This is a genomic window from Rhodococcus sp. NPDC003348 (assembly GCF_053589375.1).
This window is the reverse complement of record NZ_JBSFRT010000005.1, coordinates 75,483-97,334: the sequence shown is the minus strand read 5'-3', so window position 1 is coordinate 97,334 and position 21,852 is coordinate 75,483. Positions and strand designations below refer to the sequence as shown.

Annotated in this window: 20 protein-coding genes and 1 pseudogene; 7 read left to right on the top strand and 14 right to left on the bottom strand. The window is 69.3% G+C overall.

The window, feature by feature from the left end; genetic code table 11:
- Positions 1–7: 7 nt before the first annotated feature.
- Positions 8–1,096: a PhoH family protein gene (locus ACWDU4_RS04990; protein ID WP_450112861.1), complete on the bottom strand. Its 1,089-nt coding sequence runs from the start codon at positions 1,094–1,096 to the stop codon at positions 8–10.
- 139 nt (positions 1,097–1,235) lie between these two features.
- A complete protein-coding gene (locus ACWDU4_RS04985; protein ID WP_450112744.1) occupies positions 1,236–1,880 on the bottom strand; it encodes a TetR/AcrR family transcriptional regulator in 645 nt (214 codons plus the stop codon).
- A 173-nt stretch (positions 1,881–2,053) separates the two neighbouring features.
- Here ACWDU4_RS04985 and ACWDU4_RS04980 point away from each other — a divergent pair, with 173 nt between their 5' ends.
- Both ACWDU4_RS04980 and ACWDU4_RS04975 read left to right on the top strand, forming a co-directional pair.
- Positions 2,054–3,634, top strand: coding sequence for an MFS transporter (locus tag ACWDU4_RS04980; protein ID WP_450112860.1), 1,581 nt, complete (start codon positions 2,054–2,056; stop codon positions 3,632–3,634).
- A 13-nt stretch (positions 3,635–3,647) separates the two neighbouring features.
- Complete coding sequence (locus ACWDU4_RS04975; RefSeq protein ID WP_450112743.1) at positions 3,648–4,190, top strand: AAA family ATPase; 543 nt, start codon at positions 3,648–3,650, stop codon at positions 4,188–4,190.
- Positions 4,191–4,199: 9 nt separating this feature from the next.
- Here the strand turns inward: ACWDU4_RS04975 and ACWDU4_RS04970 are convergent, their stop codons facing one another.
- On the bottom strand, positions 4,200–4,568 hold the full coding sequence (locus ACWDU4_RS04970) for an STAS/SEC14 domain-containing protein (RefSeq protein ID WP_450112742.1): 369 nt from the start codon (positions 4,566–4,568) through the stop codon (positions 4,200–4,202).
- A 125-nt stretch (positions 4,569–4,693) separates the two neighbouring features.
- A complete protein-coding gene (locus ACWDU4_RS04965) occupies positions 4,694–5,308 on the bottom strand; it encodes a QsdR family transcriptional regulator (protein WP_450112741.1) in 615 nt (204 codons plus the stop codon).
- A gap of 122 nt (positions 5,309–5,430) precedes the next feature.
- Here ACWDU4_RS04965 and ACWDU4_RS04960 point away from each other — a divergent pair, with 122 nt between their 5' ends.
- The 3 genes and pseudogenes from ACWDU4_RS04960 to ACWDU4_RS04950 all read left to right on the top strand — a co-directional run bounded on the left by ACWDU4_RS04960 (position 5,431) and on the right by ACWDU4_RS04950 (position 7,372).
- Positions 5,431–6,831: a hypothetical protein gene (locus ACWDU4_RS04960; protein ID WP_450112740.1), complete on the top strand. Its 1,401-nt coding sequence runs from the start codon at positions 5,431–5,433 to the stop codon at positions 6,829–6,831.
- Positions 6,832–6,963: 132 nt separating this feature from the next.
- A pseudogene (locus tag ACWDU4_RS04955) lies at positions 6,964–7,110 on the top strand (colicin E3/pyocin S6 family cytotoxin); the annotation flags it as partial.
- 4 nt (positions 7,111–7,114) lie between these two features.
- Positions 7,115–7,372: a DUF7683 domain-containing protein gene (locus ACWDU4_RS04950; RefSeq protein WP_450112739.1), complete on the top strand. Its 258-nt coding sequence runs from the start codon at positions 7,115–7,117 to the stop codon at positions 7,370–7,372.
- A gap of 116 nt (positions 7,373–7,488) precedes the next feature.
- Here the strand turns inward: ACWDU4_RS04950 and ACWDU4_RS04945 are convergent, their stop codons facing one another.
- The 6 genes from ACWDU4_RS04945 to ACWDU4_RS04920 form a co-directional block, all read right to left on the bottom strand.
- Positions 7,489–9,630 carry a DUF222 domain-containing protein gene (locus ACWDU4_RS04945; RefSeq protein ID WP_450112738.1) on the bottom strand — a complete coding sequence of 714 codons (2,142 nt, stop codon included), beginning with the start codon at positions 9,628–9,630 and terminating at the stop codon, positions 7,489–7,491.
- A 104-nt stretch (positions 9,631–9,734) separates the two neighbouring features.
- Complete coding sequence (locus ACWDU4_RS04940) at positions 9,735–10,184, bottom strand: GreA/GreB family elongation factor (protein ID WP_450112737.1); 450 nt, start codon at positions 10,182–10,184, stop codon at positions 9,735–9,737.
- Positions 10,185–10,289: 105 nt separating this feature from the next.
- Positions 10,290–11,063 carry a PASTA domain-containing protein gene (locus tag ACWDU4_RS04935; RefSeq protein WP_450112736.1) on the bottom strand — a complete coding sequence of 258 codons (774 nt, stop codon included), beginning with the start codon at positions 11,061–11,063 and terminating at the stop codon, positions 10,290–10,292.
- Between the two features lie 72 nt (positions 11,064–11,135).
- The gene (locus tag ACWDU4_RS04930) at positions 11,136–12,308 is read right to left on the bottom strand and encodes an AAA family ATPase (RefSeq protein WP_450112735.1); all 1,173 of its coding nucleotides are present in this window, start codon (positions 12,306–12,308) and stop codon (positions 11,136–11,138) included.
- A gap of 171 nt (positions 12,309–12,479) precedes the next feature.
- Positions 12,480–13,241 (bottom strand): alpha/beta hydrolase family protein, encoded by a 762-nt coding sequence (locus ACWDU4_RS04925; protein WP_450112734.1) that lies wholly within the window; start codon positions 13,239–13,241, stop codon positions 12,480–12,482.
- A gap of 61 nt (positions 13,242–13,302) precedes the next feature.
- A complete protein-coding gene (locus tag ACWDU4_RS04920) occupies positions 13,303–13,983 on the bottom strand; it encodes an SDR family NAD(P)-dependent oxidoreductase (protein WP_450112733.1) in 681 nt (226 codons plus the stop codon).
- 102 nt (positions 13,984–14,085) lie between these two features.
- Between ACWDU4_RS04920 and ACWDU4_RS04915 the strand changes: the two genes are divergently transcribed.
- Positions 14,086–14,964, top strand: coding sequence for a helix-turn-helix domain-containing protein (locus ACWDU4_RS04915; RefSeq protein WP_450112732.1), 879 nt, complete (start codon positions 14,086–14,088; stop codon positions 14,962–14,964).
- A gap of 47 nt (positions 14,965–15,011) precedes the next feature.
- Here the strand turns inward: ACWDU4_RS04915 and ACWDU4_RS04910 are convergent, their stop codons facing one another.
- The 3 genes from ACWDU4_RS04910 to hrcA form a co-directional block, all read right to left on the bottom strand.
- Positions 15,012–15,773, bottom strand: coding sequence for a 16S rRNA (uracil(1498)-N(3))-methyltransferase (locus tag ACWDU4_RS04910; protein WP_450112731.1), 762 nt, complete (start codon positions 15,771–15,773; stop codon positions 15,012–15,014).
- 18 nt (positions 15,774–15,791) lie between these two features.
- The gene (gene dnaJ, locus ACWDU4_RS04905) at positions 15,792–16,943 is read right to left on the bottom strand and encodes a molecular chaperone DnaJ (protein ID WP_450112730.1); all 1,152 of its coding nucleotides are present in this window, start codon (positions 16,941–16,943) and stop codon (positions 15,792–15,794) included.
- A gap of 119 nt (positions 16,944–17,062) precedes the next feature.
- A complete protein-coding gene (hrcA, locus tag ACWDU4_RS04900) occupies positions 17,063–18,088 on the bottom strand; it encodes a heat-inducible transcriptional repressor HrcA (protein WP_450112729.1) in 1,026 nt (341 codons plus the stop codon).
- Between the two features lie 196 nt (positions 18,089–18,284).
- Between hrcA and ACWDU4_RS04895 the strand changes: the two genes are divergently transcribed.
- Positions 18,285–18,587 carry a type II toxin-antitoxin system VapB family antitoxin gene (locus ACWDU4_RS04895; RefSeq protein ID WP_450112728.1) on the top strand — a complete coding sequence of 101 codons (303 nt, stop codon included), beginning with the start codon at positions 18,285–18,287 and terminating at the stop codon, positions 18,585–18,587.
- 60 nt (positions 18,588–18,647) lie between these two features.
- On the opposite strand, the gene ACWDU4_RS04890 is transcribed toward ACWDU4_RS04895, so the two are convergent.
- The gene (locus ACWDU4_RS04890) at positions 18,648–21,545 is read right to left on the bottom strand and encodes a UPF0182 family protein (RefSeq protein WP_450112727.1); all 2,898 of its coding nucleotides are present in this window, start codon (positions 21,543–21,545) and stop codon (positions 18,648–18,650) included.
- Between the last annotated feature and the right edge of the window lie 307 nt (positions 21,546–21,852).

The window sequence follows — 21,852 nt, the reverse complement described above, 5'->3', positions numbered from 1 at the left end:
CGGTCCGTCAGCGCCGCGACGCCGCGCGCCGCTGGGTGGATTCAGCGGCTCGCCGCTGCGCCCGGTTGCCGAGCTTGACGTCGTCGAGCCGGTCGGAGTCGTACCGATCGTAGGCGTCGACGATGTCGGAGACGAGCCGGTGCCGCACGACGTCGGCGCTGGTCAGCTCCGCGAAGTGGATGTCGTCGATCTCGGTGAGGATCTCCGCCGCCGCGCGCAGGCCGGAGCGCTGCCCACCGGGCAGGTCCACCTGGGTGACGTCACCGGTGACGACGATCTTCGACCCGAACCCGAGCCGGGTGAGGAACATCTTCATCTGCTCGGCGGTGGTGTTCTGCGCCTCGTCGAGGATGATGAAGGCGTCGTTGAGGGTGCGGCCACGCATGTACGCGAGCGGCGCCACCTCGATCACCCCGGCTTGCATCAGCTTCGGGATCGCCTCGGGATCCATCATGTCGTGCAACGCGTCGTGCAGCGGCCGCAGGTACGGGTCGATCTTCTCGTGCAGCGTGCCGGGCAGGAATCCGAGCCGCTCCCCGGCCTCGACGGCCGGACGGGTCAGGATGATCCGGCTGACGTTCTTCGACTGCAGCGCCTGCACGGCCTTCGCCATCGCCAGATACGTCTTGCCGGTGCCGGCGGGTCCGATGCCGAACACGATGGTGTTGGCGTCGATCGCGTCGACATACCGCTTCTGGTTGACGGTCTTCGGCCGGATCGTCTTGCCGCGCCGCGACAGGATGTCGAGACTGAGCACCTCGGCCGGCGACTCCCCTGCACCGTCGGTCAGCATCGAGACACTGCGCCGCACCGCATCCGGGGTGAGCGTCTGGCCGCGGCCGACGATGGCGACGAGTTCGCCGAACACCCGCTCGGCGAGCGCGACCTCCTCGACGCGGCCGGTCAGCGTGACACTGTTGCCGCGCACGTGGATGTCGGCGGCGAGCAACCGTTCGAGCGCCTTGAGGTTTTCGTCGGTCGATCCGAGCAGTGGCAGCAGCGACTCGGGTGGAACCTCCATGCTGGATCGAACGGAGCGCTGTGCGGGGCGTTGTTGCCGGTCAGCCGTCCGCGCCGAGACACCGGATCCGGACATGGCGGACGACGACACCGTGGTCTCACCCATTTCGCTGTCTGCACTCACGTGGTTGCTATGGCCTGCTTCCCTGATCCGGCGATGGTGGTGTTCGCAGTCTATCTCGCTCGCGCGGGCCTTCCCACCGAGTAACCGGCGGTCAGACCCCGGGTGTGGCGGCGCTCTCACGCAGCCAGCGCAGGGCCTCGTCGACCACTTCTGCGGCCCGATCGGGCGTCAGGCCGACGATCACGAGCGACGCGACCGCGAACGACTCCCCCGCATCGTTGACCAGACCGCGGTTGGCCTCCTCGAACAGCGCGAGTGCCACCGCCTCGGTCATCGTGACCAGGACCGGTGCGGGCAGGTACGAGGAGAAGACCCCGTCGGCCTGACCGCGTTCGACCAGTGCCACGCTCGGCGCCCGGGCCGGTTCGAGCAGATCGCGGATGCGTTCCTCGCCGAGTTCCTTGCGGGCGAACGTGAGCAGCACCCGGAAGCGGTCGCCGATCGGCCAGGTCAGCAGCGCGAGCACCGCGGACGCCAGGTCCGGTCGGCCTGGCAGTGCGGGCACTCCGTCGAGAACTGTCAGCAGGGCCGCCGATGCCTCGTCGGCAATGCCCTCGACCAGGGCGTCCCGGCTCGGAAAGTGTCCGTACACGGTACGGCGGACCACTCCCGCCGCCCGTGCGACGTCGTCCATGCTCGCGTCCGGGTCGGCGGCGAAGGCCCCGATCGCGGCCTCGATGATGCGCGACCGGTTGGCGCGGGCCTGACTGCGCCGCGGCCGGACCGGCTCACTCACCCCACCAGCACCAACTTCCACACTCGCAGTGTTCCACGCCGCCGACGCGGCGTTCGGCGCACCGCGCGGGGGCGGTGATACCCGCCACACCGTCATTGCACACCACTGTGCAACAAACTAACTTGCACATCAGTGTGCAATCAATAGTCGTGACGCCCGGAACGGAGCCGACCGTGACCTTCCTCGCCACCCGACCGACCACCACCGACGAGACTCCCTATCGATGGAGATGGGCGGCACTGGGCGTGCTGTGCCTCTCGCTCCTGATCGTGGTCATGGCGAACACCGCGCTGATCGTCGCGGCGCCCGACATGACCCGCGACCTCGCGCTCACCAGCTCGCAGCTGCAGTGGGTGATCGACGGCTACACCGTCCCCTACGCGGCACTGATGCTGCTGTGCGGCGTGATCGGCGACCGGTACGGCCGCCGCGGCGCGCTGCTGACCGGACTGCTCGTGTTCGGCGCCGGCGCCGTCTACGGCAGCCTCGCCGACACGACCACCGCGGTGGTGACCGCCCGGATCACCATGGGCGTCGGCGCGGCGATCATCATGCCGGCGACCCTGTCGCTGCTGGTCGCGACCTTCCCCCGAGCCGAACGCTCCCGCGCCATCGCGGCGTGGGCCGCGACGTCCGGTCTGGCCATCGCGTTCGGGCCGCTCCTGGCGGGATGGATCCTCGAATCCGGTTCGTGGAATGCCACTTTCCTGATCAACGTGCCGATCGCCGCGGTCGCAGCGGTCGCCGCGCTGATCCTCGTGCCGCCGTCGAGGGCCGAGAAGGCGGGGCGGATCGACTGGGTCGGCGGACTGCTCTCGGTGGTCGCGATCGGCGCCCTGGTGTACGCGATCATCAACGGCTTCCACTTCGGGTGGACTGCCGGACCGGTCGCCGCCGCGGCCCTCGCGGCCTGCGCCCTGGCCGCGTTCGTGGTCTGGGAACTCCGGCATCCGCAGCCGCTGCTCGACGTCCGCAAACTCGGTGACCGCACGATCGGCGGCGCCACCCTGGCAGTGCTGCTGCTGTTCCTCGCCGCGTTCGGCGCGATCTACTTCGTGGCCCAGCAGTTCCAGTTCGTCCTCGGCTACGGCCCGCTCGAGACCGGAGTCCGGCTGCTGCCGCTGGCCGCGGCGGTCTCGGTCGGCGCGCTCGCGGCCGGGCGGGTCGCCCCACGAGTCGGCGTGCGGTGGGCGATCGTGGCGGGCATGGCGATCGCCGCCGCCGGGGTCCTGCTGCTGGTCCGGGTGGACGCCGGCTCCGGCTACCTGGACTTCGCGATGCCGCTGGTGCTGCTCGGTCTCGGCATCGGCCTGGCCGAACCTCCCGCCACCGACGCGATCATGGACCGCTTCCCCGACGACGATCTGGGCGCGGCCGGCGGCCTGAACGACACGGCCATCGAACTCGGCGGCTCGCTCGGCATCGCGATCCTCGGCTCGATCCTGGCCGCCGGATACAAGGAGTCGATCGCCGGGTTCATCGACGCGGCACCGCTCCCGACACTGACCGGAGACATGGCCGCCCAGGCCGACTACGCGATGCAGGTCGCGGGCGAATCCGTCGGTGGCGCAACGCTGGTCGCACAGGAGCTGTCGGCCAACCCGCTGGCCTCGTCGTTCGCGGAGCCGCTGCGGGAGGCCGCGGGCGTCTCGTTCGCCGACGCCATCGGGCAGGCCAGCCTGGTCGGCGGCCTGGCACTGGCCGTCGGGGCCCTGGTGGTCGCCCTGATCCTGCCCGGGCGGTCCGCGAACTGACACACTGGCCGACATGTTCGTGCTGCTGCTGACCGGACCACCGGGCGCGGGAAAGAGCTCCGTCGTCACCGAACTACACGACGGCCTCGGGGACGCCGGCGTCGCCAACGCGCTGATCGAACTCGACGAACTCGAACGCTGCTACCCGCCGCTCGACGTCCGGCGCCTGATGCGCAACGTGGCGATGCTCGCCGACTCGTACCGCGAGGCCGGCCACACGCTCCTCCTCGTCACGGCAACCGTGGAGGACGACGCGTACGGCGACGCACTGTCGGCCGCGACCGGCGCGGACGATCACCTGACCGTGCGTCTCGACGCCGAACCGGAGACCGTACGACGCCGGGTACTCGACCGGGAGCCCGAAACCTGGTCGGGAAGAGAGGAACTGGCTGACGCCGCCCACCGGCTGGCGACCACCATGCGCGCACTCACCGGCGTCGACCTGGTCCTGAGCACGGAGGGCACCGCTCCCGCCGACGTCGCGGCACGGCTGGAGGCCGTGCTTCGCGCCCATCCGACGGTCCCGCTGACTTCAATCGACCGGATCGCCGGGTGACCGACGCCCTCAGCCGCCAGACACCCACCCGATCGCGTCGGCCTCCCGGTCCGTCGAAAAGACCCGCAGCTCACCGGGAAACAGGAAGGCCAGCAGGTGAACGGCCTCGCCGAGTCCGGTGTGATCGGTGACCAGGGCCAACCGTCCCCAGATGTCGCGCGGGACGCCGACCAGCCGCGAGTCCTGCCACATCGCGCCGAGTGAGTACCGATCGAAACCGTCACCGAGGACGTAGACGAGGTTGACCCGCTGATGGGCGGCGGTCGCCTCCTCGATCGCGGGGTCGAGCACCGTCCGGTAGTCGTCCGCGGTCACCACGCCAAGTCCGCGATACCCGAGAGTGCCGGCCGGAAGTCCGGGAATCTTCTCGATGGTCATCCGTCGACTGTGGTCCACCTCGTCCGCCGATGCCCGGAGGCTCGCCGCGACGGATCCGGAACTCGCCCGGGACCTGCCCCTTCCGGGTCGGTGCGCTCACCGCTGGACGCGAAGTCCACCGGAACCTACGGTCGACCCGGTTCCGCGCCGGGGGATCCCGCATCCCGCACGTGTGCGGCGAGCACGGCACGCATGATGGCGATCGTCGCGTCGATGTCGGGTTCACGGCTCGCCGCGACGTGGGCCCAGAGCAGCGCGGTGGCGGTGAGCGCGAGCACGCCGTAGGTCTCCTCCGGAACGGCGATATCCGGGGCCGTCTCGGCAATCTCGCGAGAAAGGTTGCGCGCGAGCGCCTTCGTGACGAGACCGTCCGGATCGAGCAGGACCCGCAACGCCAGATTCGGCTCACGTCGCGCGAACGTCGCGAGCGGCTCGAAGTCGACACAGCCCTGCATGAAGCGCCGAGTCGCGTCGAGCGCGCGGTCGATCCCCGCGCCCTCGGCGGCGCCGCGCGAATCCTCCCAGATGTCCCCGATGGACGCGAGAATCACCTGGTCCATGAGCTTTTCGCGATCCCCGACCCACCGATAGAGCGTCGACCGGCCGATGTCGAGATGCGACGCGACGGTGTGCATGTCCACGCGCTCGCCCCGCCGGAACAGCCATGTCGCCATGGCGCGGGCATCGCTCGCGGTCGGCTTACGGAACGACGGCGGCCCGTCGACAGGCTGGGAACTCACGGTCGGACTGTAACGCATGGGACGTTTACTTCTACCTTTCCAAATGAGACGTTATTGACTTTTGTTCCATATGGCCCCTATCGTCAGCGCACGTTTTGTTACCCAGATCACAAGGAGCACGGATGCCCGCCCTCGCCAGACTCGTGACAGCGGCGGCACTCGCCGCGGTCGTCACCCTGCTTCCGACCGGTGCCGCCCAGGCGCTCGGCCCCCTCGACCTCGGCTCCTCGGGCTCCGGCGCCCCGGATCTCGGGTCGAGCGGGGGGTCGACCGGCGACCAGAACCACCCCACGTCCACGTGCTTCTGGTTCGGTCCGACGTTCTCGGCGACGAACCAGGACCTCAACTACGCCTTCCCCGACTCCGGGGCGCTGTACTGGGCAGCGCAGTTCGCGATCCCGGACGGCGCGCGCCTCGTGCTGCGGGGCGACTACGCGCATGCCCGGTACCAGTCGCTCAACTCCTACGACATCAGCACCAACTCGCCCACGGCCGCGCTGAACGACGTGTCGACCGCGCCCGACGAGGGCTCGACGAACCCGTACCTGCCCGGGGCTCCCCGCAACGGGCACGGCCCCCGCTCGTACACCGCGACCGTCGTGAACGAGACACCGCCCACGGATCCCGGGACCGCCGCGCCGAACACCCTGTACGCGGGAGTTCCCGGGCAGGAACGAACCACCCTGCTCTACCGCCTGTACCTGCCCGACAACGGCCGCGACGTGACCGGTGGCGTCGGACTGCCCGAGCCCGAGCTGCACCTGACCGACGGGCAGGTGCTCACCGGGGAGTCCCTGTGCAGCGCCGTTGCCGCCGCGACGACCACACCGGCAGTGGACAAGCTCCCGCTGGACACCTACCTCTCGCTGCGGGACCAGCCCGGGAGGCCCGCGACATTCCCCGCCGAGCAGCAGCCGGCGTGGCGAACCTTCTACAACGTGCCGTTCGGCCTCCAGTGCAGCTACCTCGGGCAGTGCAGCGGGACCCCCGCGCGCACCGGCGGCCAGTACTCGAACAAGGACAACAATTACGTTGCGGCGCTGACCAACCGCGGCTTCGGCGAGGTTCTCACCCTGACCGGGACGATGCCGGTGACGCCGCGCACCCTGAACGGTCAGGATCGCGTCGACGACGTGGACATGCGCTACTGGTCGCTGTGCAACAACGAGTCGATGGCCACCACGAAGGTGGTCGGATGCCTCCACGACGAGCAGGTGCCGCTCGACTCGGCACGCCGATTCACCATCGTCGCCACCCTGCCGGAGGACCGCCCGGTGAACGCCACCGAAGCCTGCGGCGTCGCCTGGCTACCCCTCTCGCCGACCGGCGACGGTGCGGGCCACCACGATGACGGCTACCTCATCCTGCGAAACATGCTGCCGTCGGCCGGGTTCGGCCACGCCGTCCAGGACACCCGGACACCGGGCGACGAAAAGGCCGTGATGGGACAGTACCTGCCCGACGGCGTGTACTCCTCCAAGGCCGATTTCGAGGCCCGGGGTTGCTCGCCGTTGCACCGCTGAGCACCGGCCCGTTCGACGGGTGGTACCCGGCGGGGTGGGTACCACCCCGCCGGGCCGCCGCATCCCGAGGAGCACGTCGCCAACCTTCAAGAATGCGTTCGCCGGAGCTACCGGCAGTGCACCAGATCGCAAGACAACAAGGGCAATACGTACGTGTGGGACTATCAGCACGGCGCGGTCGAGAATACGACAAGGGCGGGAGGGCACCGAGGCGAGTCCGACCCCCACGCGAGTGCGCTGACAAGGCCGGCTGATCCGACACGTCGATCGGAGCGATGAACGTATGTGGTACTTGGAGGCTTTCGACAAGGACTCCGAACTGCAAGTTCGTGACTATCCCATGCCGGGATTGAGTACGGAAACTCTCAAGGATCTATTGAACCTCGGAGACACCGTGAGGATCGGCGGAGTGGAATACCCACTCGAAGCGGGCGGCTACGACATTTCACCGGTAATGCTCCACACCTTCGCGGAGTACATCGGCGAACCATTCACGATCGACGACTCGTGGGACTATCAGGTCGGCTTCTATGGTGAATGACACCGACTACTTCAGGCCCGCCACGGACCACTATTCCTGCGCGCCAACTGTTCGGGTGGAACGCCAGGACCGCGTGCCGGCGAGTCGAAGTGCATGCGAATATTCACGCACCGCGGTCAGAACGGTGCCGGTTCGTCGTCGACCGGGACCGTGACGGGCCGGTCGAGGTCGTAGACCTTGATGTTGCAGGCTCGGTCGACTATGGCAAGCGGCTTGGGCCAGGAGTCGAGCAGGTATTTCAGATCGGCCTCTACTCCCCTACCGCGTGGTTGTCCGAACAATCGGACGAGCTCGTGCGGATCGGTGAGCGTCACACCCCATGCCGCTGCAATCTCCGCGTTCGAGCGCCCATCGTCACCTGGCGGTACCGCCGGGCCGGCGCTCTTGAGCGAGGTTGCCGCGGAGCCGTCCATGTCGGGCGGCTGCACCGACGAACCTGCACCGTCGAGCGGCCGCACAGCAGAGCCCGCAGCTCCCGCCGACGGCACATCCGGGTTCGCTGTGCCCGCGTCGAATGGTGGTGCGGTCGCATCGGCACTGAATTCACCGAGGGGTTCTGTGATGACGAGTTCACCTGAGGGAGTGGTCCATTCGAGTCGGCCACCGCCAAGTTGCCGCACCTTCCACCGCCCGATCGTCTTCAGGCGGTGGTGCCGACGGCAGAGGCAGGCCAGGTTCTGCTCGACCGTCCAGCCGCCCGAGGCCGGGTTCGCGTGGTCATACGGCACCGTGTGGTCGATGTCGCAGGAAACCGCCCGAACGCTGCATCCGGGGAATCGACAGATTCCGTCCCGGGCGCGCACGATCTCCGCCAGCCGCTGAGACGGCCGGTACGTCAGCTGTTCTCGTCGACGCCTGCTGCGTTTTCGGATGGCCGACGGCGTGATCCTCGCGGCAGTCAACGCGCGGCCGATTCCCAGTATCGTTCCTTGCGGGAGTGTTTCGATTCGACGACGCGACAACCACACCTCGCCCGAGAGATCATCGGCCGCAACTTCGCCTGCCCCGCGGCCTTGCCCCGAGTGGCCACACAGGGCGTCGAGCAGAGCCTCCCGATCCGTGTCGGTCAGGGTCAGGACCTTCTTCCACGTGCCGTCCGCCGCGATGTCCCGCGCGAGGTCGGCGTCTATCCACCCCTGTCCGGCGAGGTACGCGGGCAGATCGTCGAGTCCCAGCAGCGTCGTCAGGTTCACCCCGACATGGATGGTCGCCGCCGGCAGGGGCGGCAGATTCGAACCGCCGCGAGCACACCCGTCACCGTCGGCGGGCCTACCGGAATCACTGGAGCGCTTGCCGGAGTCACCGGAAGGCTTTCCGGAGTAGCTGGCTGTCTTGCCGGAGTCGCCGGAGGACTTGCCGGAATCGCCGGAGGGCTTGCCGGAGTTGTCGATTGCGGACCCGTGGCTCGCGGACTCGTCCGTGCCTCGCCGACCAGGGACAGCCGCGCAGGTCGACGTCGGCTCGGTCGCCGCCGATGCCGCCGCACACCCTCTCGAGTCGACTGTCCGAGCGCCGGCCCTCGTGGGTTCCGTCACACTCACTGTTTGCGTGCAGTGGGTGTGACCACAGAGGCATCGCAGTCGACCAGACCCGTCCGCCAATGCCACCAATGCATCCGCCCGACGCTGCGCGAATGTGCGCGGATCGTTCCCACAGACCTCGAAGCACATCGTCCGCAGCCGCATCGCGACCACCTGACCCGCCGGACCGGGCAGCGTGCCCTCCATCGAGCACGTGCCGTCGTCGTTCGCGCGGAACCGCACGTCACGATCGGCCTCGCCCTGTTCCCGCCGGGCTTTGGCACCGGCCGGATCGTGCCGAGCGACCAACCTGCGCGCGGTGCGACGGATCGTCGACGTCGTCGCCCCCTCGATCCCGTCCAGAAGGAGTCGCTCCACCAAATCCACCTTGTCGGGTGAGACGTTCGCCAACGCATCCGAAATGGCCTGGGCCCGAGACTGATCGATGCGACCGGTCGAGAACGCCAGCGACGTCGCGTGCAGCCGCCACCGCAAGTCCAAGCCCAACCCGATCCACCGCCGCGCCACCGGCTCGGTCACGGTCAGCATCACGCCGACCTCAACGTGCGCGAACTCGCCCTGAAACGCCTCATTACAGCCCCGCCGGGCGTCCTCTGCGCACCGCGCCAAATACACCGATGCGACAGCATCCACCTCGAGGAACTGGGCCCGGGCGATCCCGGCGTGCCGCTCGCGCAGCACCGCCGTCCATTCGACCTCCGGGACGCCCGACAGCACACCGGGAGCCTCCGCCCCGGCCTGCATCGAACCCCCCGACTCGAACATGAGTTCTATCGTACATATGTTCGATATTCTTGGCCAGTGTTCGGAGATCCGATGCGCTAGACGATCAGGTCGATGATCGTCACGGAGCGTGCACGGCCGTCGACGGTGTAGGAGAGAGTGTCGCCGCGCCGACGCCCCACAAGCGCGCTGCCGAGTGGCGTGTCCGGCGGACACGGCTCGATCGTCTCATCGTGACTGTGCGGGGCAACGATCATTCGCAATGGTTCACTGCCACTGAACCGCACTGTGACGACCGAACCTTCCCTGACTGCGAACTGCGGCATGTAGGTCGGCATAGCCGTGAGGCGCAGGAGGTCCCGGAGTTCTTCGATCCGGGATTCATTGTCGCGGTGGGCTTTGAGCGCGACGCGGGAGCCTTCGCTCTCGGCGGGGTCGAAGCCGCACCGTTCGTCCCTGATGCGCGCGGACAGCGCGGAGCGACGAGCCCGGCACTGCGCCAGTTCGACCTCCCACCGTTCGCGCTGGGTGTCGATCTGCAGATTCACCGCATGTCGAGCACGCAGCCCCGAGGGGAGGAGCCCACGTCGCGGATCCTTACGGCCACGGCCCGCCGGAGCCCGCTCAGCATGCCGACCGCTCCGGCTTCCTGGTCACGAGCAGTCTCCCGGCTCGCCGACCTTGACGACCGACAGCATCGCCTCTCCCTCACCGACGGCGCTCCCGGCGGGCGGCGATTGGCCGACCACGACCCAGTTGCGGTCGACGACCTGGTTGCGGCCCTCACCGGTCGCGTCCCGGCTGCGGGAGTAGAAGACGCCCGCCGCCTGGATGGTGTCCTGCGCGTCCTGCAGGTTCATGCACGTCACGTCCGGCATGGTCGCCGGGGCTGCGGGAGCCGCGGCCGCCGTGACCGTGGTGGTCGGCGCGGCCGAATGGACCGACTGCGCTGCCGCCGCCGTCGGCCTGGCGGTCGAGGGTGCGGGCACACCGAACGCGGCGGTCGCCGCCGCGGACGTCGCGGTGAGCTCCGAGTCGGAGTCGTCGTCGAGGCCGTCGCTGACGTCCCCGATGATCCCGATGAGCACGAGGATTGCCGCGACCGCGGCCGCGATGATCACTCCGCGGCGCACCGGGCGCTTCTCGGGTGCGGGCGGCGGCGGCGCGAACGCGGCCGGGTCGCCGGCGAGGAACGCCTCGTGCCCCGCCTGCGCACGGGCAGCGAGCGCCGCGTCCTCCGCCTTCCTGCGCCCGAGACTGTCGCAGATCGGCTTGCCGACTGCGAGGTACCACAACCCGGCCGCCAACAGAACACCGACGAGCGCATCCCCGAACCTGCCGTGGACGAGATCCAGCACGACCACCCAGGTTCCGACCGCCGCGAAGAACCCGGCGGCGACCCGCCAGTACGGCGCGAACTTCTTCACGTGTAACTCCCGAAGCGCCAGGCCAATACGTTGTGTCGGGCCCATGATGGCATGGACCGCCGACACGAATTGCTACTCCTCCGTGCGGATGAAGTCGTCGAAACCGGGGACGGTGAACGCGAGTAGTCCTCGTTCCGGGGCGTAGACGAGCCCCTTCTTGATCAGCTCGTCGCGCGGGACCGACAGTGCGGTGGTCTTCTTCCCCAGCGCCGCCGCGAGACCTTTCATCGTCGCCGTTCCAGCGACTCCCGTCTCCGCGAGGGCGTGCAGCAGCGCTCGCTGCGCCGGCGTCGCGCGGTCCCACCTTGCGCGGTACAGGCCCGCGTTCACCTCGTGCCGGGCCACGTCGACTCCGAGTTGCGCATCGTCGACCGTGAAGACCGGACCGACGGCGTTGTTCCACACCGCCTTTCCGACCTCCTGCAGGAAGTACGGGTAGCCGCGGGCCGCGTCCAGGACCACCCGCAGCGCGTCCGGTTCCCAGTGCGCGTCGCGTTCGATCACCGGCTGCGTGAGCGCGGCCCGCGAGTCCGATTCGCTGAGCAGGGTCAGTTCCCGGAACTGGTACAGCCGCTCCGCGTAACTGGTGGCCGAGGCCAGCAGCGCCGGAAGCGACGGCAGGCCCGCGCCGACGAGGAAGAGTGGCAGCGCCGGCGACGTCTGACCCACCTGATGCACCGCGGCGCTCACCGCAGCCATCTCCTCGGCCGTGGCCTCCTGCAACTCGTCGATCAGGATGAGGGTGCCGATGCCGAGGTCGCGGGACGACTCCCCCAGCGAGACAAAGAGGTCTGCCAGATCCAGCGAGAGACGCCCGCTGTCGGCGTACCCCTTGGCGGGGTCGATGTCCACACCGAGGGAGACCACCCCGAGGTTGAGCTTCGCGGTGAACGACCGAAACACCCCGAGAAGCCGCGCGAGCTTGTCGATCGCATGACGGTGCGTGGTCGCACGCAGACTGACTGCCAGCTTCGAGGCGAGCTCGTCGGTGAGCGGATGCGTCTTGCGGACCTCGAGCTTCGCCACGATCCAGCCGGTGTTGACGGCGATCCGTTCGAGTTCGCCGAGCAGCACGGTCTTGCCGACGCCCCGCAACCCCACCAGCATCCAGCCCCGGTCGCCCTCCCCGAACTCGGTGATCCGGCGGCTGACCACATCGAAGTCGGCGAAGAGACGGTCCCGACCTGCGAGAATCGGGGGACGCAAGCCGGCGCCCGGCTTGAAGGGGTTCAGCACCGGATCCATGCATCACACCTTATCCAGGTTTATATGAGCTTTGCAGATAATATCCGATAAAGTCTGATGGGACCGGGACGTGGTCAGGGAGGACAGCTCCTTCACCTACGACACCCAGGCGGGCGGCTGAACCACCGTGCCGAAGCTCGAGGTCAACATCGTCGAGGCCACCGGCTCGGTCTAAGCCGACCAGGGATCCTCGCCGAGGACGGCGTCCAGGGTCAGCGCCCAGCTGCGGGTGGTGCGGTCGAGGAAGGCGTTGTGCCCTTCGCCCGGCACCTCCCACAGCACGGCACGGTCGCAGGCGGCGCGGGCCGCGTCCACGTAGGCGCGGCTTGCCGCCACCGGCACCTGCACGTCCTCGACCCCGTGGATGCACACCGTCGGCACCCCGGTCGGGACGCGGTGCAGTGGTGACGCGTCCCGGTAGACCTGGGGGTCGTCCGCGTAGGACACCCCGAACAGTGCTTCGAGCGCGGCGCCCCCGCTGCGGGTGGCGGCACGGGCGGCGAGGTTGAGCGCGCCGGCCTGGGAGATCACCCGGGTGGGCCGCACCGGACAATCCCGTTGCCCCGCAACCCACATCGCGAGCTGCGCTCCCGCGGAGTGGCCGACGAGCCGGACGTCACCGACGTCGAGCGGGACCGTCGAATGCTCGGGCAGCAGCGTCGCGGTCGCGGCCAGCGCGGCCTCGACGTCGGCGCTGGTCTCGGCCCACCCGCCGCCCGCGCCGACCCGCCGGTACTCGACGTTCCACGCCGCCACGCCGCGTCGCGCCAACTCCGAGGCCAGGGTCGTCGCCAGGTTGAGATGGAAGTCGGCGCTCCAGTAACCGCCGTGCAGCAGCATCACCACCGGCACCGGCCCGTCGGCACCCGTGGGGGTGTAGAGATGCCCGAACTGGGCGGGCTCGGGTCCGTAGTCGATGCGGAGGCGTGGCATGAACCCATTGTCGCGGTCGCGCCGACGCCGGCCTCACCCCGCCCACGCGAGCACGCCGTGGTCAGTAGTAGATGAGCCCGTCGCGGTTGAAGAACTTCCCGGTGGGTCCGTCGGGGCCCAGCCCGGCCAGCATCACCGTCGCATCGGTTCCTTCGGTCACGGTCTGGTGTCCGCGGTGCCCGTTGAAGTCGGTGCTCGTGTATCCCGGGTCGCTCGCGTTGACCCGGAATTCCGGGAGGTTCTTCGCGTATTGGACCGTCATGGCGATCACGGCCGCCTTCGAACTCGCATACGGAACCGCCCGGACGAAGTGCTCGTCGGTGCCGGGGGTGCTCAGCGCCCGGGCGAAGCCGACGCCGGAGGCGACGTTGACGATCACGGGGTTCGCCGAGCGCCGCAGCAGTGGCAGCGCGGCCTGCGTGACACGCACGACGCCAAGGACATTCGTGTCGAACACCTCCTGCATGGCGGCGACATCGAGGTCGTCGACGCCGAAGGACCTGCCGAGGACGCCGGCGTTGTTGACGAGGACGTCGAGCTCGGGCAGCTGGGCGAGCGCCGCGTCGATGCTGCGCTGATCCGTGACGTCGAGTTGCACGGGATGGGCGCCGAGATTCTGTACCTCTGCCGCCGAAGCGAGGTCGCGCATGCCTGCGTAGACGGTGTGGCCGGCGTCGATGAGTCGGCGTGCGGTCTCCAGGCCGAGGCTGCGGTTGGCTCCGGTGATCAATGTCGTGGTCATGTCCACAACACTCCCGCGGCTCCGGCGCGCACACCAGGCACCGATCGACAGTGGGACCGGCAGTACCACCCACCGCGCACCGGCAGCGAGCAGGATGGGGGCATGGACGAGTTCGCGCGCGTGCTGCGCGCCTGGCGCGACCGCGTGCAGCCCGAACACGTCGGGCTGCCGCCCGGTACGGGTCGTCGCGCCCGGGGGCTGCGGCGGGAAGAGCTCGCAATGCTCGCCGGCGTCAGCGTCGACTACATCGTGAGGCTGGAGCAGGGCCGGGCAACCAATCCGTCGGCGCAGCTGCTCGGTGCGCTCGCGAGGGCGTTGCGCCTGACCGACGAGGAGCGCGACCACCTGTACCGGGTCGCCGGTGTCGCCGTTCCGACGTCTGCCTCGTTGCCGCGGCACGTGGGGCCCGGCGTCCAGCGGATCGTGGACCGTCTCGGTGACGTGCCGGTCGCCGTGTACAGCGCCGCACACGACCTCCTGCTGTGGAATCCGCTCTGGGCGACGCTCCTCGGTGACCCCTCGACGCAGTCCGGGTTGCGGCGCAACCTCGTCTGGCGGGTGTTCACCGGAGGGGCCATCCCCGTCAGCCACACCACCGTCGGCGAGGACGAGTTCAGAGCGGACCTGGTCGCGGATCTGCGATCAGCCGTGGGGCGCTACCCCGAGGATGCTCCGCTGCGGGCCCTCGTGGACCGTCTCCTCTCGGAGTCCACCGAGTTCGCGGCGCGCTGGGCACAGGCGCACGTGGCCCTGCACCGGTCGAGCCGAAAGGTCCTGCACACCAGGGCTGTCGGCGACATCACGGTGGACTGCGATGTCCTCGGCGCGCCGGGTAGCGGCGACCTGCGGATCGTCGTCTACACGGTCGAGCCGGGATCCGCCGACGAAGAAAAGCTCGACCTGCTTCGGGTCACCGGTCTGCAGGACCTGTCGGACCATCGGCGCCCACTGGCGGTGACGAGAACGGACACCACCGGGTGAGCCGTTCCGGAACCGCCCGGTGCATACCGAGGTGGGCCGGGTGTTCGCTACTGCAGCGGCGCCGCGGACCAGCGGTCGGTGAGCACGCCGAGCGCGCCGAGTGCCACCGCGGCCGCCGTCGAGGTGCGCAGCACGGTCGGGCCCAGCCGCACCGCGGTCGCGCCGGCCTCGGTCGCCGCGGCGACCTCCTCCTCGGACAGTCCGCCCTCCGGCCCGACGACGAGCACGATCTCCGGGACCTCACGCAGGTCGAGCGTCGCCAGTTCCGCGGTGGCGGACTCGTGCAGCACAAGCACGACCCCGCCCTCCGCGACGACAGCGCGCACCCGGTCGAGCACGGCCGGGGTGCGGTGCAGCTCCGCGACCTGCGGAATGTGCGCTCGCCGTGACTGTTTCGCAGCCGCGACCGCGACCGCCTGCCACCGCGCGACACCCTTGACGGCCTTGGGGCCCTCCCACTTGGCGACGCAGCGGGACGACTGCCACGGCACGATCTCGTCGATCCCCGCCTCGGTGGCGAGTTCCACGGCGAGCTCGGACCGCTCTGCCTTCGGCAGGGCCTGCACCAGGGTGACGGTCGGAGCCGCGGCCGCCACCTCGTCGCGGGCGGTGACCCTCAGGTCGAGCCGATCCTTGCCGACCTCGACGACCTCGGCGCGGGCGACGCCGCCGCGGCCGTCCGCGAGCACCAACTGCTCACCGACTCGGATCCGGCGCACCGTGGCGGCGTGCCGGCCCTCCTTGCCGTCGAGGACCGCGATCGCCCCGACGTCGGGCAGCGGATCGAGGTAGAACACCGTGGCGGCCATGCGTTCTCCGGCCGCCCGTCAGCGACCGCTGAACGCGTCGCGCAGCCGCGAGAACAACCCGCCGCTCTGGTGCGACCCGCTGCTCACGACCTCCGCCTGATCGCGGTCGCGCAGGTTCTTGAAGTCCTTCAGGACGGCGGTCTGCTTGCCGTCCAGCTTCGACGGGACCACCACCTCCAGGTGGGCGTGCACGTCGCCGCGCACTCCGGACCGCAACTTCGGCATGCCGTGGCCACGCAGCACCGCGACCGATCCGGGCTGGGTGCCGGCGTCGACCGTGATCTCGGTGGGGCCGTCGATGATGGTGTCGACGGTGACCGTCGTGCCCAGCGCCGCGTCGACCATCGGCACCCGGATGGTGCAGTGCAGGTCGTCGCCGTCCCTCACGAACACGTCGTGCGCCTGCTCGATGACCTCGACGTACAGGTCACCGGCCGGTCCGCCGCCGGGGCCGACCTCGCCCTGCGCGGACAACCGGATCCGCATGCCGTTGCCCACACCGACCGGAACCTTGACGGCGATGTCGCGGCGGGCCCGCACCCGGCCGTCACCACCGCACTTGTGGCAGGGATCGGGGATGGTCTCCCCGGCGCCGCGGCAGGTGGGGCACGGACGCGACGTCATGACCTGGCCGAGGAACGACCGCTGCACGGACTGCACCTCGCCGGCGCCACCACAGGTCTCACAGGTGACGGGCTTGGAGTCGCCGTTGGTGCCGGATCCGGTGCAGACGTCGCACAGGATCGCGGTGTCGACGGTGATGTGCTTGGTGACGCCGGTCGCGCACTCCTCGAGCGTCAGCTTGGTGCGCAGCAGCGAGTCGGCACCGGGCTGCACGCGGCCACGGGGGCCGCGCCGGGTGCCGGTGCCGCCACCGAAGAACGCCTCGAACACGTCGCCGAGACCGCCGCCGAAGCCGGCTCCGCCGAAACCGCCTGCCCCGCCGCCGCCCTGCTGCAACGGGTCCCCGCCGAGGTCGACGATGCGACGCTTCTCGGGGTCGGAGAGCACCTCGTACGCGGTGGAGATGTCCTTGAACCGTGCCTGCGCGTCCTCGTCCGGGTTGACGTCGGGGTGCAGTTCCCTGGCGAGTTTGCGGTACGCCCGCTTGATCTCCTGATCGGTCGCCTTGGGTGAGACACCCAGCAGTCCGTAGTAGTCCCGTGCCACGTTACGTCTCTCGTCCTCGTTGCTGTCTTGCTCGTCGTCTGTCTCTGGCGTCGTTCGTCTGTCGATCAATCCCGGCGCGACGCATGACCGGCCACCTCGTGGCCGTCACCGGGCACACCTCACCGCTCGGCAAGCACCTCGCCGATGTACCTGGCAACCGCCGCGACGGACGCGATTGTTCCCGGGTAGTCCATGCGCGTGGGACCGAGCACACCCATGCCGCCGAAGATGTTGCCGCCCGCGCCGTACCCGGTGGTGATCACCGAGGTGCCTCGGATCTGCTCGACCTGCGTCTCCTCACCGATCCGCACGGTCACCGAACCCGGCGCGCCGGTCGCCGCCAGCAGCTTGAGCACCACCACCTGCTCCTCGAGGGCCTCGAGGACCGACCGCAGCGAACCGGGGAAATCGCCGGCGTTGCGGGTGAGGTTCGCGGTGCCACCGAGCACGAGACGATCTTCGGGGTGCTCGACGAGCGTCTCGATCAGCACGGTCGAGGTGCGCACCACTGCATCGCGCAGGCCCTCCGGGGCGGCGTCCGCCAGCTCCGAGACCGCGATCGACGCCGCGGCCAGTCGCTTGCCCTCGAGGGCCCCGCCGAGCAGATCCCGCAGCTTGGCCAGGTCGTCGTCGCCGATCACGTCACCGAGCTCGACGATCCGCTGGTCGACGCGGCCGGAGTCCGTGATCAGGACGAGCAGCAGCCGCGCCGGCGTCAACGCGACCACCTCGAGGTGCCGCACCGACGACGCCGACAACGTCGGGTACTGCACGACCGCGACCTGGCGGGTCAGCTGCGCCAGCAGCCGCACCCCGCGGCGCAGCACGTCGTCCAGGTCGACCCCGGAGTCGAGGAACTCGAGGATCGCGCGGCGTTCCGCCGGGGACAGCGGCTTGACCTCGGCGATCCGGTCGACGAACTCGCGGTACCCCTTGTCGGTGGGGACGCGTCCGGAGCTGGTGTGCGGCTGGGTGATGTAGCCCTCCGCCTCGAGCACGGCCATGTCGTTGCGGATCGTGGCGCTGGAGACGCCGAGGTTGTGCCGCTCGACGAGCGCCTTCGACCCGATCGGCTCCTGGCTGGCGACATAGTCGGCGACGATCGCGCGCAGCACCTCGAAGCGTCGTTCCTCGGTACTCGCCATGCCGATCACCTCCGTCTCGCCCTGTGCCCCTCGACCGGTGTCGCAGGGCGATGCTCGCGCCGGGCACGCATGTAAACCCCCGGCTGACCGCATTCTAGTCGTCTCGTGACCACCGGCCGTGCAGGCCTTAGGGTGGTGGCGCCTCACCGACATGCGGTGCCATCGAGCACCGCCCGACCACGAGACGGATGCCCAGATGATTTTCAAGGGAGTCCGGGACGGCAAGCCGTACCCGGACCACGGACTGTCGATCCGCGACTGGTCGAAGATTCCGCCGCGCCAGGTCCGACTCGACGAGATCGTCACCACTACCAAGGTCCTCGAACTCGACCGGCTGCTGTCCGAGGACTCCACGTTCTACGGCGACCTGTTCCCGCACGCGGTGCTCTGGCAGGGCGTCATCTATCTGGAGGACGGGGTGCACCACGCCGTCCGATCCGCACTGCGCAATCGGGTCGTGCTCCACGCCCGCGTGTACGAGCACGACACGGTGCACTGACGCGCCGACGGTTCGAGTTCACCCCGGACGGGGTACGGGTCGGGCACAGGCCCAAGCCGGCTATCGCGGGGCGTTCTGATAGGAGTCGACCGCCCGCTGCAGCCGGTCCAGCGCCTCCCGCAGCTGCGCCAGCGCCGCGTTCAGGTCGGCGAGGGCCGGGTTCGGGGGCGCGGCCACAGGGGGCGCAGGCAGGGGCGCACCGGTGTCCGGCGACGGCTGCTGACCGCCGGTCTCCGGGGCGGTCGCCAACCCGCCGACACCGGGTCCGAAGATCTGGTCGAGCGCCTCGGCCAGGGTCGGGGCGTACCCGACCCGCACACCACCGGTGACACCCGGTTCCCGGTAGCTCACCAGCATCCGGGCCAGCTGCGGGAACGTGGAGGTGTTCTGCGCCGACGCGATCCGCTCGGTGAACAGCGGCTCGACGTACAGCACGCCGCCGTCGGCGATCGGCAGCGTCAGCAGGTTGCCGTACTGGATCCGGTTCGATCGCTCCAGCAGCGTGCGCTCGGACGCCACCCGGGTGTCCGAGATCATCGAGTTCTGGATCTGCTGCGGGCCCTGGGTCAGCGTGTCGGTCGGCAACTCGAGCACGGTCAGCTTGCCGTAGTCCTGCGGATCCGAGTGCGCCGAGATGTAGGCGGAGAGGAACTCGCGCCGGAAGCCGACCATCGCGCTCGCCAGCCGGAACGACGGCTCCGCCGTGGCCTGGTCGCCCACGAGCACGTAGAACGGCATCTGGTACGGGTTGGTCTCGACCGTCGGGTCGCTCGGCACCGACCAGAATGCATTGGTGGTGAAGAACTCCCGTGGATCGTCGACGTGGTACCTCGCCAGCATGTCGCGTTGGATCTTGAACTGGTCCTCGGGGTACCGGAAGTGCGCCCGCAGCTCGTCGGGGACGGCGCTCGCCGGTTGCACGGTTCCCGGGAACGCCGCCATCCACGCCTTCAGCACCGGATCCTGCTGATCGACCTGGTACAGCGTCACCGTGCCGTCATAGGCGTCGACGGTGGCCTTCACCGAGTTCCGGATGTAGGACACCTCGCGGCCCTGTTCCGTTCCGGCGCCCTCCGGTGCGGCCGCGAGGTCGTCGAGCGAACTCCGCTGCGCGTAGGGATAGTTGCTCGCGGTGGTGTAGCTGTCGACGATCCACACGATCCGCCCGCCGACGACGGCCGGGTAGGGATCGTGATCGGTGGTCAGCCACGGGGCCACCAGGCGCACCCGCTCGGCCGGGTCGCGGTTGAAGACGATCTTCGAGTCGGACCCGATGGCCTTGGAGAAGATGATGTTCCGCTCGGTGTACCGGACGGCGAAGGCCACGCGGTTGAGCCAGTTCCCGATGGGAACCCCGCCGGTCCCGGCATAGGTGTAGGTGGAGTTGTCGGTGTCGTACTCGCGCGGAGCCGATCCCTGCGGACCGCCGACGATCGCGTAGTCCGGGTCGGCTCTCGCGATCATCTCCCCGAAGTAGATGCGCGGCTGATCGACCCGGATGATCTGGCGCCCGGATTCCTGACTGGCGATGTCGCTCACCATGTAGACGGGATAGCCGCTGTTGCTGCTGGCCGTGTCCGTCGCCGCTTCGCGGACCGCGGCGTTGACCCGGTTCGCAGGGGCCGCCACGAACCCGTCGCCGTGCGTGTAGACGGTGTGCATGTTGACCCACTGGGTCTGGTTACCGCTCAGGCTGCTCGGCGTCAGTTCGCGGGCAGCGACGACGTAGTCACGCAACTGACCGCCGACGGAGTAGCGGTCCAGGTCCAGTGTCGGCGGGAACGTGTAGAAGTTCTTGAGCTGCTGCTGCTGGATGAACGTGTGCGAGAGCACATTCGGGTCCAGCAGCCGGGCGTTTGCGATCGTGGTCACGTCGGCGGGCACGTCCGGTGGCGACCTCGTCCCGATGCCGGGATAGGGCTGGAACTCGACCTTGTCGGCACCGATGCCGTAGGCCTGTCGGGTGGCGGCGATGTTGCGTGCGATGTACGGGCTCTCCCGATCGGCGGCGTTGGGACGCACCGAGAACTGTTCGACCGCCAGCGGCCACACCGCACCCACCACGATCGAGGACAGCACCAACAGGATCGCGGCCATCGCAGGGATGCGCAGGTCCCGCACCACCACGACGGCGAAGAACGCGACGGCGCAGATGACGGCGATGGCCAGCAGGATCAGCTTGGCCGGAAGCAGCGCGTTGATGTCGGTGTAGCCGCCGCCGGCGAAGGTCGGTTCCTTGCGCGAGCTCGACAACAGGGCGTACCGATCGAACCAGTAGGCGATGGCTTTGAGCAGGATGAACGTGCCGACCAGCACCGCGAGCTGCACGCGGGCGGCCCACGTCACGCCACTCGCCTCCTCGGACACCCGGATTCCGCCGAACAGGTAGTGGGTCGCCAGCGAGGTCACGAAGGCCAGGATGATGGCCGCGAAGAGCCAGTTCAGCACGGCGCGGTAGAACGGCAGGTCGAACACGTAGAACCCGACGTCCAGACCGAACTGGGGGTCGGTGACGCCGAACGAGCCGCCGTGCAGGAAGAGCTGGATCGTGGTCCAGTTCGTCTGCGCGATCAGCCCGCAGAGCAGCCCGACGATGACCGGGATCCCCAGCCCGAACAGCCGCGGCCGCCGCAGCACGATCATCCGGATCACCTGGATCGGGTCGTCCGACCCGTTGCGGGGAGCGACCACCGGCCGCGCCCGGAACGCCAGAAGCGCCGCCAGTGCCATCGCACCGCCGACCAGCGTGGACACCGCCAGGAACGTCAGCGCTCGGGTGACCAGCACGGTCGCCCAGACCCTGCGGAAGCCCACCTCACCGAACCACAGCCAGTCCGTGTACGCGTGCACCAGCGGCGGGACGAAGACCAGCGCCACGAGCAGGAACGCCGCGGCCAGCAGCAGGATGCGACTGCGTCGCGACAACCTCGGTAGATCCTTGGCGGCGGGCATACCCACTTTCCTGCCCTCGTCGGCACTCGGCCGTGTGCCCCAATTCTACGTAGCCGGACCGGGCCGGGAACGCCGTCTTCGACCCGTGACGCCGCGGCCGGGCCACCGCAGGCGATCGCGGACCGCATCTGGACCCGCTCCGGCCCCCCAGACAGCCGGCGAGCTCGTACACGACGTCAGCCTTGCGTGCCTCGTCCACAGAACTCTGGATCGCCCGGGTGTGGGTGCCGAAGACGTTGACGAGGGTGCCAGCAGCGGCGGACCGCCATCCACCGATCGACGCGGCGTGTCGTATTTGCCCTAAATCTCCTGC